General features: G+C 68.3%; 12 protein-coding genes. 4 read left to right on the forward strand and 8 right to left on the reverse strand.

The window, feature by feature from the left end; translation table 11 throughout:
- Positions 1-267, reverse strand: a complete 267-nt coding sequence (locus GGR88_RS04590) for an FAD assembly factor SdhE (RefSeq protein ID WP_167953423.1) — start codon at positions 265-267, stop codon at positions 1-3.
- Between GGR88_RS04590 and recG the strand changes: the two genes are divergently transcribed.
- A complete protein-coding gene (gene recG / locus GGR88_RS04595) occupies positions 266-2,413 on the forward strand; it encodes an ATP-dependent DNA helicase RecG (RefSeq protein WP_167953424.1) in 2,148 nt (715 codons plus the stop codon). The genes GGR88_RS04590 and recG overlap by 2 nt on opposite strands.
- 4 nt (positions 2,414-2,417) lie before the next feature.
- Here the strand turns inward: recG and GGR88_RS04600 are convergent, their stop codons facing one another.
- Both GGR88_RS04600 and tyrS read right to left on the reverse strand, forming a co-directional pair.
- Positions 2,418-2,744, reverse strand: a complete 327-nt coding sequence (locus tag GGR88_RS04600; protein WP_167953425.1) for a PilZ domain-containing protein — start codon at positions 2,742-2,744, stop codon at positions 2,418-2,420.
- Positions 2,745-2,841: 97 nt separating this feature from the next.
- Complete coding sequence (tyrS, locus tag GGR88_RS04605; protein ID WP_167953426.1) at positions 2,842-4,068, reverse strand: tyrosine--tRNA ligase; 1,227 nt, start codon at positions 4,066-4,068, stop codon at positions 2,842-2,844.
- A gap of 41 nt (positions 4,069-4,109) precedes the next feature.
- Between tyrS and GGR88_RS04610 the strand changes: the two genes are divergently transcribed.
- Both GGR88_RS04610 and GGR88_RS04615 read left to right on the forward strand, forming a co-directional pair.
- Positions 4,110-5,168: an anhydro-N-acetylmuramic acid kinase gene (locus GGR88_RS04610; RefSeq protein ID WP_167954363.1), complete on the forward strand. Its 1,059-nt coding sequence runs from the start codon at positions 4,110-4,112 to the stop codon at positions 5,166-5,168.
- A gap of 60 nt (positions 5,169-5,228) precedes the next feature.
- Positions 5,229-6,626, forward strand: a complete 1,398-nt coding sequence (locus GGR88_RS04615; protein ID WP_167953427.1) for a methyl-accepting chemotaxis protein — start codon at positions 5,229-5,231, stop codon at positions 6,624-6,626.
- Positions 6,627-6,649: 23 nt separating this feature from the next.
- Here GGR88_RS04615 and GGR88_RS04620 read toward each other — a convergent pair whose 3' ends face one another.
- From GGR88_RS04620 to GGR88_RS04635, 4 genes are all read right to left on the reverse strand, one after another.
- The gene (locus tag GGR88_RS04620; protein WP_167953428.1) at positions 6,650-7,330 is read right to left on the reverse strand and encodes a DUF6975 family protein; all 681 of its coding nucleotides are present in this window, start codon (positions 7,328-7,330) and stop codon (positions 6,650-6,652) included.
- An 82-nt stretch (positions 7,331-7,412) separates the two neighbouring features.
- Complete coding sequence (gene rpoD, locus GGR88_RS04625) at positions 7,413-9,452, reverse strand: RNA polymerase sigma factor RpoD (protein WP_167953429.1); 2,040 nt, start codon at positions 9,450-9,452, stop codon at positions 7,413-7,415.
- 17 nt (positions 9,453-9,469) lie between these two features.
- Positions 9,470-11,323 (reverse strand): DNA primase, encoded by a 1,854-nt coding sequence (dnaG, locus tag GGR88_RS04630; protein WP_167953430.1) that lies wholly within the window; start codon positions 11,321-11,323, stop codon positions 9,470-9,472.
- Between the two features lie 46 nt (positions 11,324-11,369).
- Positions 11,370-11,825 (reverse strand): GatB/YqeY domain-containing protein, encoded by a 456-nt coding sequence (locus GGR88_RS04635; protein WP_167953431.1) that lies wholly within the window; start codon positions 11,823-11,825, stop codon positions 11,370-11,372.
- Between the two features lie 138 nt (positions 11,826-11,963).
- On the opposite strand from GGR88_RS04635, the gene carA reads away from it, so the two are divergent.
- Positions 11,964-13,151, forward strand: a complete 1,188-nt coding sequence (gene carA, locus GGR88_RS04640) for a glutamine-hydrolyzing carbamoyl-phosphate synthase small subunit (protein WP_167953432.1) — start codon at positions 11,964-11,966, stop codon at positions 13,149-13,151.
- Here carA and GGR88_RS04645 read toward each other — a convergent pair.
- Positions 13,103-13,456, reverse strand: coding sequence for a hypothetical protein (locus GGR88_RS04645; RefSeq protein ID WP_167953433.1), 354 nt, complete (start codon positions 13,454-13,456; stop codon positions 13,103-13,105). The genes carA and GGR88_RS04645 overlap by 49 nt on opposite strands.
- Between the last annotated feature and the right edge of the window lie 51 nt (positions 13,457-13,507).

Below are 13,507 nucleotides of genomic sequence, written 5' to 3' on the forward strand. Positions count from 1 at the left end.
TCAGCGTGCGATCGGAATGTAATCCGCGCGCCGAAGGGCCTGCATCACCGTGCCCGCATAGCGCGCCGGCGGCTCCGCCGTGCCGAGCGCCCATGCCATGATGTCGACGTCCTGTTCCTCCAGGAGCGTCTCGAACAGGGCGACCTCCTCCTCGTTCCAGCTTCCCGCATAATGATCGTAGAAGCCGCCGATCAGCAGGTCCGCCTCCTTGGTGCCGCGATGCCAGGCGCGGAAGCGGAGGCGCTTGAGACGGTCGGCAAGGGTCATGCGGGCGCGGATCCATGGACTGTCGGCCGGCAGGCGCTTTGCGTCCCGTCGGCTGCGGAGTAGGGCGTCGGACATAGCCATGCGTCCGGAACTCCTCAACCCGCTGTTCACCGAGGTTCGCGCGCTGAAAGGCGTGGGGCCGCAGCTCGGGCGTCCGCTGGAGCGGCTGGGGCTGGCGCGCGTCGTCGACCTGCTGTTCCACCTGCCGACCGGCTGGACAGACCGGCGACGGATCGACCGGCTGGAGGAGGCGGTGCCGGGCGACGTCGTGACGGTGGCGCTGACCGCGACCGAATATCGCGGGGGGAGCGCGCGCGGCCCGTTCCGCGTCGATGCGGCGGACGGCGGCGGCGACCATGTCGCGATCGTCTTCTTCGGGCGCAATGGCCCGGGCTGGGCACGCAAGCTGCTGCCGTTGGGCGAGCCGCGGATCGTGTCGGGCAAGCTCGATCGCTACGGCGACACGCTGCAGATCGTGCACCCGGACCATGTGCTCCCGCCGGACGAAGGTGCGGCCCTGCCGGAGCGCGAGCCGGTCTATGGCCTGTCCGAGGGGCTGACGGGCAGCCGCCTCCAGACGCTGATCGCCGCGGCGGCTGAGCGGCTGCCGACGCTGCCGGAGTGGATCGAGCCAAGCTTGAAGGCCACGCGCGACTGGCCCGGCTTCACCGACGCGCTGCGCCGTATCCACGCGGATCCCGCGGACGCCAAGGCGCGGGAGCGGCTGGCCTATGACGAGGTCTTTGCCAACCAGCTTGCGATCATGCTCGTCCGGCAATCGACCCGGCGACGACGCGGACGGCCGCTGGCGGGCGACGGACGGCTGCGCGCCATGCTGCGGCTGCCCTACGCACCCACCGGCGCGCAGGACCGGGCGGGTGCCGAGATCGACGGCGACATGGCGCAGGCGACGCCCATGCTCCGGCTGCTGCAGGGCGACGTTGGGTCGGGCAAGACGCTGGTGGCCCTGCGCGCGTTGCTGACCGCGGTTGAGGCGGGGGCGCAGGGCGCACTGCTGGCGCCGACCGAAATCCTGGCGCGGCAGCATCACGAGAACCTGTCGCGAATGCTGTCGGGGGTGCCGGTTACGATCGCGATCCTGACCGGACGCGAGAAGGGGCGGGTGCGCGAATCAGTGTTGATGGGGCTGGCGGACGGGTCGGTCGACATCCTGATCGGCACGCATGCCATCTTCCAGGATGCCGTGCGCTACCGCTCGCTCGGCCTTGTCGTGGTGGATGAGCAGCACCGCTTTGGCGTCGCGCAGCGGTTGATGCTTGCCGCCAAGGCGGAGGTGCCGCCGCACCTGCTGGTCATGACGGCAACGCCCATTCCACGCACGCTGACCCTGACCACGCATGGCGAGATGGACGTCAGCCGGCTCGACGAGATGCCGCCCGGCCGCCAGCCGATCGAGACGCGGGTGATGTCGGCCGAGCGGCTGGGCGAGGTGGTCGACGGCCTTGCCCGCCATGTCGAGGCGGGCGGACAGGCCTATTGGGTGTGCCCGCTGGTGGAGGAGAGCGAGAGCAGCGACCAGGCCGCTGCCGAGGCACGGGCCGAAACGCTCAGGCTTCGCTTCGGGCACGACCGGATCGGCCTGGTGCATGGGCGGATGAAGGGGCCGGACAAGGATGCCGTCATGGCCGCCTTTGCCGCCGGCGACATCCCCGTTCTTGTCGCGACCACCGTGATCGAAGTGGGGGTCGATGTGCCCAATGCGACGCTGATGATCATCGAGGGCGCCGATCGCTTCGGCCTGGCCCAGCTGCACCAGCTGCGCGGGCGGGTGGGGCGGGGGCCGGGACGGTCGGTGTGCCTGCTGCTGCGCGGCAGCGCGCTGTCGGAGACGTCGCGCGCGCGCCTGGCGCTGATGCGGGAGACAAACGACGGCTTTCGGATCGCGGAGGAGGACCTCCGGCTGCGGGGCGCGGGCGAGCTACTCGGCACGCGCCAGTCGGGAGAAAGCCGGTTCCGCCTGGCGACGCCGGAGCTGCTGCAGTCACTGGTCCCGGCGGCCACGGATGATGCCCGCTTGCTGGTCGATCGTGACGGCGGGCTGGCAGGACCGCGGGGCGATGCGGCCCGCACCGCGCTTTATCTGTTCGAACGGGACGCCGGGGTGGAGCTGCTCCGCTCCGGATGAGGGGTCAGCGCGTGCCGCGCACCAGTTCCGTCAGCATGTCGAGATAGGCGACCAGGCCGACCATCTCCTCGAACTGACAGCCGATGCGTCCACCGAGCGACCAGCGGATCTCCGCCGTCACCGCGCCCACCACCGGAAGCTTCAGGTAGAGCTTGTGCCCCACCTCCAGCTCCTCGTCGGTGCGCGCCATGAAGCCGTTGGCCGACACGTTCACGATCTGGAGCGGAACCGTCATGCCGTTCGGGCGGCGCGCACGGGTGCGGTAGAACACCTCCTCGCGCGGCTCCGACCGCTGATCCTTCACCGCAACATTGCCGCCAAACAAGGCCATCAACCGGCCCTTTCTTCGCCAACCGAGCCGTCAACCTATGGCGGAGTTCGTTAAGCCGGGGCCAAGCAACGCAGTTAATCGCGACGAAGCGCGTGCTCTAAGCCACCAGAAGGCCGTGATTTTTCTTCCCCGCCGAAAGCTTCACCGTGGCACCCGGCGCCACCGTGACGGTCATGGCGTCGTCGGACACCTTTTCTCCATCGACGCGCGCGCCGCCGCCCTTGACCAGGCGACGCGCCTCTCCCTTCGAGGCGGCGAGGCCGAGGCCCACCAGGCCGTCCACAAGCGCGATGCTTCCGCCTGCCACGGTGAGGGTCGGGAGCGCGGCACCGGCGGCACCCTCCTCAAAGGTCCGGCGGGCCGTCTCCGCCGCCTCGCGTGCCGCCTCGACGCCGTGGGCCAATGACGTCGCCTCGTCGGCGAGCCGCTTCTTGGCTTCGTTGATCTCGGCACCCTCCAGCGCTTCAAGCGCGGCGATCTCGGCCAGTGGCACGTCGGTGAACAGGCGCAGGAAGCGGCCGACATCGGCGTCCTGCGTGTTCCGCCAGAACTGCCAATAGTCGTAGGGCGCCAGGCTGTCGGCGTTCAGCCAAACCGCGCCCGACACGGTCTTGCCCATCTTCTGTCCGTCGGCGGTGGTCAGCAGCGGGGTGGTGAGCCCGAACACCTCCGTCCCGTCCGCGCGGCGGGCAAGCTCCACGCCGTTGACGATGTTGCCCCACTGGTCGGACCCGCCCATCTGCAGGCGGCAGCCATGCAGCCGCGACAGTTCCCGAAAGTCATAGGCCTGGAGGATCATGTAGTTGAATTCGAGAAAGGAGAGCGACTGCTCCCGGTCCAGCCGCAGCTTGACCGAATCGAAGCTGAGCATCCGGTTGACGGAGAAGTGCCGGCCGATGTCCCGGAGGAACGGGAGATATTCGAGCCGGTCGAGCCATTCGGCATTGTCGAGCATCACCGCATCGGTCGGCCCGTCGCCGAAGGTCAGGAAGCGCTCGAACACCCGCCGGATCGAGGCCACGTTCGCCCGAATGATTTCCTCCGACAGCAGCGACCGGGCATCGTCCTTGAAGCTGGGGTCCCCCACCTTCCCGGTGCCGCCGCCCATCAGCACGATCGGCTTGTGCCCGGCCTGCTGCAGCCGGCGCAGCATCATGATCTGGACGAGACTGCCGACATGAAGCGACGGCGCGGTCGGATCGAAGCCGATATAGCCCGGAACGACGGTGGTGGCGGCAAGCGCGTCGAGCGCGGCCGCGTCCGTCACCTGGTGGATGTAGCCGCGTTCGTCGAGCAGGCGTAGGAGCTGTGATGTGTAGGCCATGACGCCGGCCGACTAGCATAGGGAGGAAGCGCTTGGACAGCATGACGGCGATTGGCCTGATGTCAGGCACATCGCGCGACGGCATCGATGCGGCGTTGATCCGGACGGACGGCGAGGGCGCGATCAAGCGCATTGATTTCAGGTCCGAGCCCTATGACGACCTGTTTCGGGACCGGCTGGCGTCCGCATGCCGCCGGGCGATCGACATGGCCGCGCCGGCCGCCGACAGCATGATCGACGATGTCGCGGCCGAACTGACCGAACGCCATGCGCGCATCGTCGCCGGGTGGGATGCGGACGTGATCGGCTTTCACGGGCACACGGTGGCGCATCGGCCGGACCGCGGCTGGACCTGGCAGATCGGTGACGGCGCGGCGCTGGCGCGGCAGACGGCGATCGACGTGGTGGCCGACCTGCGCAGCGACGACGTGGCGGCGGGCGGGCAGGGCGCGCCGCTGCTGCCCGTCTATCACCGGGCGCTGACCCGGGGGCTGGAAAAGCCGACGGGCGTGCTCAACCTGGGCGGGGTCGCCAACCTGACGCTGATCGGCGCGGACGGCAGCCTGGTCGCGTTCGACACCGGCATGGCGAGCGCGCTGATCGACGACTGGATGCAGCTGAACGGTGCCGGCAGCTTCGACGCGAACGGCGACGCGGCGGGCGCCGGACGCGTCAACGAGGCGGTGGTGACGGCGATGCTCGACCATCCCTGGTTCGATCAGCCGCCGCCCAAATCCATCGATCGGGAGGATTTCACGCTGGAGCCGGTCCGCGGCCTCGCGCTGGAGGATGGCGCCGCGACGCTGACCGCGTTCAGCGCCCGGGCCGTTGCGCTGGCGCTGCAGGTGACCGCGGCGCGCCCAGCGCGTCTGATCGTGGCGGGCGGCGGGCGCCGCAACGCCACGCTGATGCGGATGATTGAGGAAGCGACCGGCGTGGAGGTGGAGGCCGCCGACCTGCACGGCTGGAACGGCGACGCGGTGGAGGCGGAAGGATTCGCCTACATGGCCGTGCGCAGCCTGCGTGGCCTGCCGATCAGCTTTCCCGGGACCACGGGCGCGCCCAGGGAGATGACGGGCGGGACGCTGCACCGCCATTAACGATGCGCAAACCGCTCTCAACATATGTTGGGCCGTTCAAGTTCGAGCGGGCGGGCGTGTATGCGGGAAGGTGTCATTGCGGCGGATCCCAGGGCGATCGGCGATGCCGCGCGGGCGTGCGGCTCGCTCGCCGTCGGCTGCACGGCCGAAGCCGGGCGGATCGGCAATCTGTCGAGCAGCCTGAACGCGCAGCTGGAGACGCTGAACGCACTTGAGACCGTGACGGGAGCCCTGGAGCGCGACCAGCGCCGGGCGGCCGACGCCACCGACGAGGCGCGCCTGCTGTCCGAGCGCGCCCGCGCGTCGCTCGAGAGCGGGCGGGACGCCATCGCGCTGTCGATGGCCGAGTTCGCCGACATCACCCAGCTGGTGGTGCGCCTTGGCGAGCAGGTGACGGGCTTTGCCGCCGCGATGACGCAGGTGCGCCGGGTGACCGAAGGCATCGACGCGATCGCCAAGACCACCAACATGCTGGCGCTGAACGCGACCATCGAGGCGGAGCGGGCAGGGAGCGCCGGCCGCAGCTTCGCCGTGGTCGCGGCCGAGGTGAAGAAGCTCGCCCAGGACACGCGCATCGCCGTCGAGGAGATCAGCGCCACCACCGGATCGCTGGGCCGCGAGGCCGATGCCTTTGTTGACGAGATCAGCCGCGGCGTCGGGCGCAGCCGCGTGGCGCAGAGCCGCTTTGAGAAGGTCAACGACACCGTGAGCGAAGTGTCCGAGATCGTCGCGCAGGTGGAACGGCAGTCGGACGGAATCGCCCGGTCGACCGCGCTGATCCATGACAGCGTGCGGCGCGTGCAGGACGGGCTTGCCGGCTTCACGCGGGAAGCGCGGGCGAACGGCGAGCTGCTCGGCACGGCGCGTATTGAGATGGAGAAGCTCGAAAGGCTCTCCAACCGGATGTTCGACCGGTTGGTGCACAGCGGGTTCGCAGCCGACGACCAGCCCTATGTCGACCTCGCGCTGCGCGTGGCAGCAGAGGTGACGGAGATCGTCGAGACGGCGATCAACGACGGGCGCATCAGCGCCGCGGCCGTGTTCGACACCAATTATCGCCCGATTCCCGGGTCAGATCCGGAGCGCTTCGACAACGGCTTTGCCGATTTCGCGGACCGCCACCTGCGCGTTATCCTGGATCGGGTGACCGACGCCGATCCCCGGATCTTCGGCTCCGTCTGTTCGGACGTGAACGGCTATCTTCCGACCCATCTTTCCGGCACGTCCAAGGCGCCGCGCGCCGGGGATGCGGAGTGGAACAACCGCAACCGCCGGAACCGGATGATCGTGCTGGACGACGCGACATCGCGCGCGATCGCCAGCGACGCGGCCTTCATGATGGCGGTCTATCGTCCCGACGATTCGTCGATCAGCGATACGGTGAAGAACGTGTTCGTGCCACTGCGCTTCCACGGTCGGCGCTGGGGCAATTTCGAGATCGCCTACCGGGACGCCTGATCGTCCCGGCGGCGCCCGGTGTGTCAGGCGGCGCCGGCCACCGGCGTCAGATCACCGCCACGGGCATGGTGACGCGCTTCCAGAAGGCTCCAAAAGCCGCGATGCTGGGCCAGAAGCTGCTCGGCACCGAAGGTGACGGCGCGCGCACGTGCGGCGTCCGTTCGGCCGATCCAGGCGAGGACCAGATCGCCGGGGGGAAGCGCGCTGGGTGTCGCGTCGACGCCGAAGCGCAGCGCCACCAGGTTCAGCGTTTCGCGCATCGCGGCCCAATCGAGGATCAGCGCGGCCGCCGCGCCAAGCGTGCAACCGGCGCGGTCGGACCGGCCCAGCGTTTCAAGGACATGGCGTTGCTGCAGCAGCGCGGCCTCGCTCGCGGCCTGGCCGGGGGTGCCCGGGACGGGGCCGGCGGCGGCGGCGATCTGCGCCAGCAGCGCGCGCTCCCCGGCAAAGGCGATGGCGGCGGTGCCCATCCAGTCGGGCGCGTGGAGATCGCCCGCGGCCGCGTCGATCAGGCCGGGATGACGGCCGTGGAGGGCGCACAGGTGATGCACGAAATCGGTGCGGGCGCGCAGCGCCGGCGCATCGGCCGATCGGGCGAGCGCCGCGCGGTGCGGATGGGACACGCTGCCGTCCATCGCGGCCGACCGGGCGATCCGCACCGCCGCCGCATGTCCGATCGTGTCGCCTGCAACGCTGACTTCCATGGATCTCCCCCGCGCAAACCGTTTACGCGGGGGTGACCCTAGAGGCGGCTCGTAAAGGGGCCGTTACGAACCGACCGCTGCCTTACTGGTCGAGGAAGCTGCGCATCTTGCGGCTGCGCGACGGGTGTTTCAGCTTCCTGAGCGCCTTGGCCTCGATCTGCCGGATGCGCTCACGCGTGACGCTGAACTGCTGGCCGACCTCTTCCAGCGTGTGATCGGTGTTCATGCCGATGCCGAACCGCATGCGCAGCACGCGCTCCTCACGCGGGGTGAGCGAGGCGAGCACGCGGGTGACCGTCTCCTTCAGGTTGGACTGGATCGCGGCATCCACGGGGATGACGGCGTTCTTGTCCTCGATGAAGTCGCCCAGGTGGCTGTCCTCCTCGTCGCCGATCGGCGTTTCGAGCGAGATCGGCTCCTTGGCGATCTTCATCACCTTGCGAACCTTCTCCAGCGGCATGGAGAGGCGCTCGGCCATTTCCTCCGGGGTGGGCTCGCGGCCCTGCTCGTGCAGGAACTGGCGCGAACAGCGCACCAGCTTGTTGATCGTCTCGATCATGTGCACCGGAATACGGATGGTGCGCGCCTGATCGGCGATCGAGCGGGTGATCGCCTGTCGGATCCACCAGGTGGCGTAGGTCGAGAACTTGTAGCCGCGGCGATACTCGAACTTATCCACAGCCTTCATCAGGCCGATATTGCCTTCCTGGATGAGATCCAGGAACTGCAGCCCGCGGTTGGTGTACTTCTTGGCGATCGAGATCACGAGGCGAAGGTTGGCCTCCACCATCTCCTTCTTGGCGATACGCGCCTCGCGCTCGCCCTTCTGAACCATGTTGACGATGCGCCGGAACTCGGGAAGCGACATGCCCGCCGCCTGCGCGATCTCGGAGATCTCGACGCGGATCCGCTCCACCGGCTCGATCTCGGCCGAAGCGAATGCCATCCACTTCTTGTCGAGCTTGGCGACGCTCTCCAGCCAGGTCTCGTCGAGCTCACGCCCGACATAGCTGTCGAGGAACGCCTTGCGCGGCACCTTGTGGCGCTCGGCCAGGCGCAGCATCTGCCCGCCCAGCGCCGTCAGGCGCCGGTTGTAGGCATAAAGCTGGTCTACCAGATACTCGATCTTCTGCTGGTGGAACTGGACGCTCTCGACCTCCGCCGTGAGCTCCTCGCGCATCTTGTGGTACTTGCGCTCGTCGGCGGCCGGATAGTCGTTGCCGGCGGCCAGCGCGTCCATGCGGTTGGCCTGCGCCTTGGAGAACTTCTTGTAGAGCGCGGTGATCGCCGCGAACTTCTCCAGCGCGGACGGCTTCAGCAGCTCTTCCATCGCGGCGAGCGAAAGGGTGTTGTCCTCTTCCTCGTCATCGGACGGGCGCGGCGTGCGCCGCTCCGTCATCGAATCCTCGTCGTCGTCGGCGGAGACCTCCTCGGGCTCCTCCTCTTCCTTGAAGGACGGACCGGCGGTCTTCTCGCTGATCTCGCCGTCGCCGCCCTCATCGTCGTCGCTGAGGCTTTCGGGCGCCGGATCCTTCGACAGCATCGCGTCGAGATCGAGGATCTCGCGCAGCTGGATCGTGCCCTCGTTGAGCGCGGTCGACCAGTCGATGATGGCGTTGAAGGTGATCGGGCTTTGGCACAGCCCCAGGATCATCGTGTCGCGGCCGGCCTCGATGCGCTTGGCGATCGCGATTTCGCCCTCGCGCGACAGGAGCTCAACCGCCCCCATCTCGCGCAGGTACATGCGGACGGGATCGTCCGTGCGGTCGACAGTCTCCTTCTTCTTTTCAGGAACCGAGCCGCCGGTCTCATCGACCGGATCGACGGCATCCGCGTCATCCTCGTCCTGCTGCTGCTTTTCGGCGTCGGCGTCCTCGCCCTGCTCCTCGTTCTCGACGACGTTCACGCCCATCTCGTTGAGCGCGGACATGACGTCCTCGATCTGCTCGGAGGACATCTGGTCCTGCGGCAGCGCCTCGTTCAGCTGGTCGTAGGTGATGTATCCGCGCCGCTTGGCCCGGGCGATCAACTTCTTGAGCGACGCCTCGTTGAGGTCGATCAGGGGCGCATCACCGCCCTCCGTCGTCTCTGCAGCTTCCGTCGCCATGTTCGCTTTCGCCATTCTAAGCCCTTGATCCTTCATCCGAACGGCTGCCCGTCGGCATCGTCGTCGCCCTGCACCAGGTCCGCCAGCCTTCGCTCGACCTCCACACGGAGCACCAGCAACCGCTGCTGCTCCGCGAACAATGCCTCGTCGAACCCCGCCTTCAGCCGCTCGGTCGCGGCCTTCAGCTGTTCATCCACTTCCGGCCGCCAGGCCAGGATGCGGATCGCTTCCCCCAGATCAGCCTTGGCGCGATCCGGATCTCCTCCCGAACGTGCGAAGGAGAAGGGCAGGGTGTCGGCGCGCAAAAGGTCGCGTGCCAGTGCATTATACTCGGTTGCGGCCAATATGGTCGTAAGGCGTTCCGGATCAAGCGCATGCTCGGCCAGGGCGAGATCAACAAGCGCATCCATCAGCCGGCCCAGCGGCTGGTCGGCGACGGAGAGGCTGCCGAGCGCCTCCAAATGGTCGGGGAGCGTCTCGGGAAAGCGCAGCAGCCCGGCGATGATCGCTTTCACGATCAGGTGGTCGATTCCGGTCGATCCGATGCTGCGCGCCTGTCCGCTGAGCGGACGCGGCGGCAGAAAGGCGCTTCCACGGCGCCACGTTCCGTCGCCGCCGCGCGGGCGGGCGCGCCTGAGCAGGAAGCTGTCCTCGAACCGTTCGCGCAGATGATGGTCATATTGAGCGCGGACGTCGCGGTCGGCGATTTCCGCGACGACGCCGCTCAGCCGCCGCCGCAGGCCGGCGCGCCGCTCCGGCGTATCGAGCGGCTGTGCGTCCACCATGTCGCGCCACAGCCGGTCGACCAGCGGCTCGGTCGCCTCCACGACCGCGTCGAACGCCGGCTTGCCGCCGTCCCTGACCAGATCGTCGGGATCCTGCCCGGGCGGGAGCGCCACGAACGACAGGCTCAGGCCCGGCTCCAGCCGCGGCAGCGCCCGGTGCGCGGCCCGCGCCGCCGCCTTGCGCCCGGCCGCATCGCCGTCGAAGCAGACGACCGGCGTGTCGACGATCCGCCACATCCGCTCCATCTGCCCCTCGGTAAGCGCGGTGCCGAGCGGCGCGACAGCCTCCGGCACGCCGGCCTGATGGAGCGCGATCACGTCCAGATAGCCTTCCACCACAATCAGCCGGCCGGCCTTGCGGGCGGCGGTGGCGGCTTTGTCGAGATTGAAGAGCGTCCGGCCCTTGTCGAACAGCGGCGTTTCCGGAGAATTCAGATATTTGGGCTCGCCATCTCCGATCACGCGACCGCCAAAGGCGATGACGCGGCCCCGCGGATCGCGGATGGGGATCATCAGCCGGTCGCGGAAGCGATCATAGGGCGCCTTGCCCTCGACACGGATCAGCAGCCCGGCCTCGACCAGCAGCGATTCGTCGAAGCGGGACAGCGCCTCCTTCAGCCGGGTGCGGCCATCCGGCGCATAGCCGATCGCAAAGGCATCGAGCGTGGCGGCAGAGAGCCCGCGCCGCTCGGCATAGGCGCGTGCTTCCCGGCTCTCGCGGAACTGGGCCCGGAACCATTCGGCCGCCGCCGCCATGACGTCATGAAGCCCGGACTGCGCCTCCATGCGGCGCGCGACCTCGGGATCCGGCGCGGGCATGTCGAGCCCGGCCGCCTGCGCGAGATCCTTGACCGCATCGATGAACGACAGGCCCTGCTGCTCGGTCAGCCAGCGGATCGCGTCGCCATGCGCGCCGCACCCGAAGCAATGGTAGAACCCCTTCTGATCGTTGACGTAGAAGGAGGGGGACTTCTCCTGATGGAAGGGGCAGCAGGCCTTCCATTCGTTGCCCGCGCGCTGGAGCTTGGTGGAGCGGCCGACGAGCGTGGACAGCGTGGTGCGGGCGCGGACTTCGTCCAGAAAGGCCGGGGAGAGGGTCACCGTTCAATCCTTCCGCCGCCGGCGGGGGCCGGGGCAGGGCTTTCCATCACCCGGCCAGCGCCGCCTTCACCTGGCCGCTTGCCTTCGACATGTCGATCTGCCCGGCGTGGCGCGTCTTCAGCTCCGCCATGACGCGGCCCATGTCCTTCGGGCCGCTCGCGCCGAGATCGGCCACGATCGCGTCGATGGCGGCGCGCGCCTCGGCCTCGTCCATCATCTTGGGGAGGAAGCGCTCGATCACGGCGAGCTCCGACTCCTCCTGCTGGGCGAGCTCCTCCCGGTCGCCTTGGCGATAGAGGGTGATCGATTCGCGCCGCTGCTTCACCATCTTCTGCAGCACCTCCGACACGAGCACGTCGTCGTCGGCAGGCGCGGTGCCGGTGCGAAGCTCGATGTCTCGGTTCTTGATGGCGGCCTGGATCAGGCGGATGGCGGCGGTCGCCTGCTTGTCGCCGCCCTTCATGGCGGTCACCAGCGCAGCCTTGATGTCGTCTCGAATCATGCACTCTCTCGGGCCAGCGGAAAGCCGGGGAGTGTAGCGGCTGCGACGTGGTCCGAACAGATTGACGGGTGGGGCGATGGGGTCTAGCTCGCGGGCCTTAGCGCACATCGCCAAACCCGTTCAGGAGCCTGCCCCCTCATGGCCGAGCCCACACCCGCCCCTGCGTCCGTCACCGCCCCTGCCGGCGCGACCGGCGTGCTGGCGCTGGCGACGGGCGAGCTGCTGTGGGGTCACGGCTTCGGCGCGGAAGGCGAGGCGGTGGGAGAGGTGTGCTTCAACACCGCGATCACCGGCTATCAGGAGATCATGACCGATCCGTCCTATGCGGCGCAGATCGTCACCTTCACCTTCCCGCACATCGGCAATGTCGGCGCGAACCACGACGATCTGGAAGCCGACAACCCCCATGCGCTCGGCTGCATCGTGCGCGAGGCGGTGACCAAGGCATCCAACCACCGCGCGGTGATGGGCTTCGATGCGTGGATGCGATCGAACGGCCGGATCGGCCTGTCGGGCGTCGACACGCGCGCGCTCACCCGCCGCATCCGGATGGCGGGCGCCCCCAACGCCGTGATCGCGCACCGTGCGGACGGGCAGTTCGATATTGCCGCGCTAATCGAAAAGGCGCGGACCTGGCCGGGGCTGGAGGGCATGGACCTCGCCAAGGAAGTCAGCTGCCGGCAGATGTACCGCTGGTCGGGCGGTGGATGGCGTCATGGCGGCGGGTATGAGGAGCGCGCGCATGACGAGGCGCTGCCGCATGTCGTCGCGATCGATTACGGGTCGAAGCGCAACATCTTCCGCAACCTCGCCGATGCGGGGGCGCGGGTGACGGTGCTGCCCGCCACCGCCACGTTCGACGAGGTGATGGCGCACGGGCCGGACGGCTTCTTCCTGTCGAACGGCCCGGGCGATCCGGCCGCGACCGGGGACTATGCTGTGCCGGTGATCCGCGAGATGCTGGCGACGGGCAAGCCCTTGTTCGGCATCTGCCTGGGGCACCAGCTGCTCGGGCTGGCGCTGGGGGCGAAGACCACCAAGATGCACCAGGGCCACCGCGGCGCGAACCATCCGGTGAAGCGCCTCGCCGACGGCCGTGTCGAGATCACCAGCATGAACCACGGCTTCGCGGTCGAGCGCGGCAGCCTGCCGGAGGGCGTCGAGGAGACGCATGTCTCGCTGTTCGACGGATCGAACGCGGGGCTGGCGACGGCGGACGGGCAGGCGTTCAGCGTGCAATATCATCCGGAGGCCAGCCCTGGGCCGCAGGACAGTCGCTATTTGTTCGAGCGTTTCGTTGGATCGATCAACGGTGCTGCCCAATGACGCGGCACGAGCGGTTCCCTCGCTTTACGGAAGAGGCTTCCGTCGCGCGCCATCTGAGCTGCCGTCCGCAGGGTAAGCCACGACATTCCGGAACAAACAAAGCCGACAACGGTGAACATCGTCGCGCGGCGGACGAAGCGGACGGGATGGTCATCGATGGCAATCGACCGCCGCGGGCTGTCGTAGATGCGGCCAGTGACAGCGGCCTCATAAACTTCATAGAAGGACCAAACTGCCGCGCCGCTAAGAAGGATGCCGAGCAATATGGCCGTCAGACCGGGCCATTTGCCGAAGAAGTTTCGCACCTATGTTCCTCTTCCTGGCTTCTTCGGTCTGAATAAGCCCGAACTTGCAAA

This window comes from Sphingomonas jejuensis, assembly GCF_011927695.1.
GTDB lineage: Bacteria > Pseudomonadota > Alphaproteobacteria > Sphingomonadales > Sphingomonadaceae > Sphingomonas_K > Sphingomonas_K jejuensis.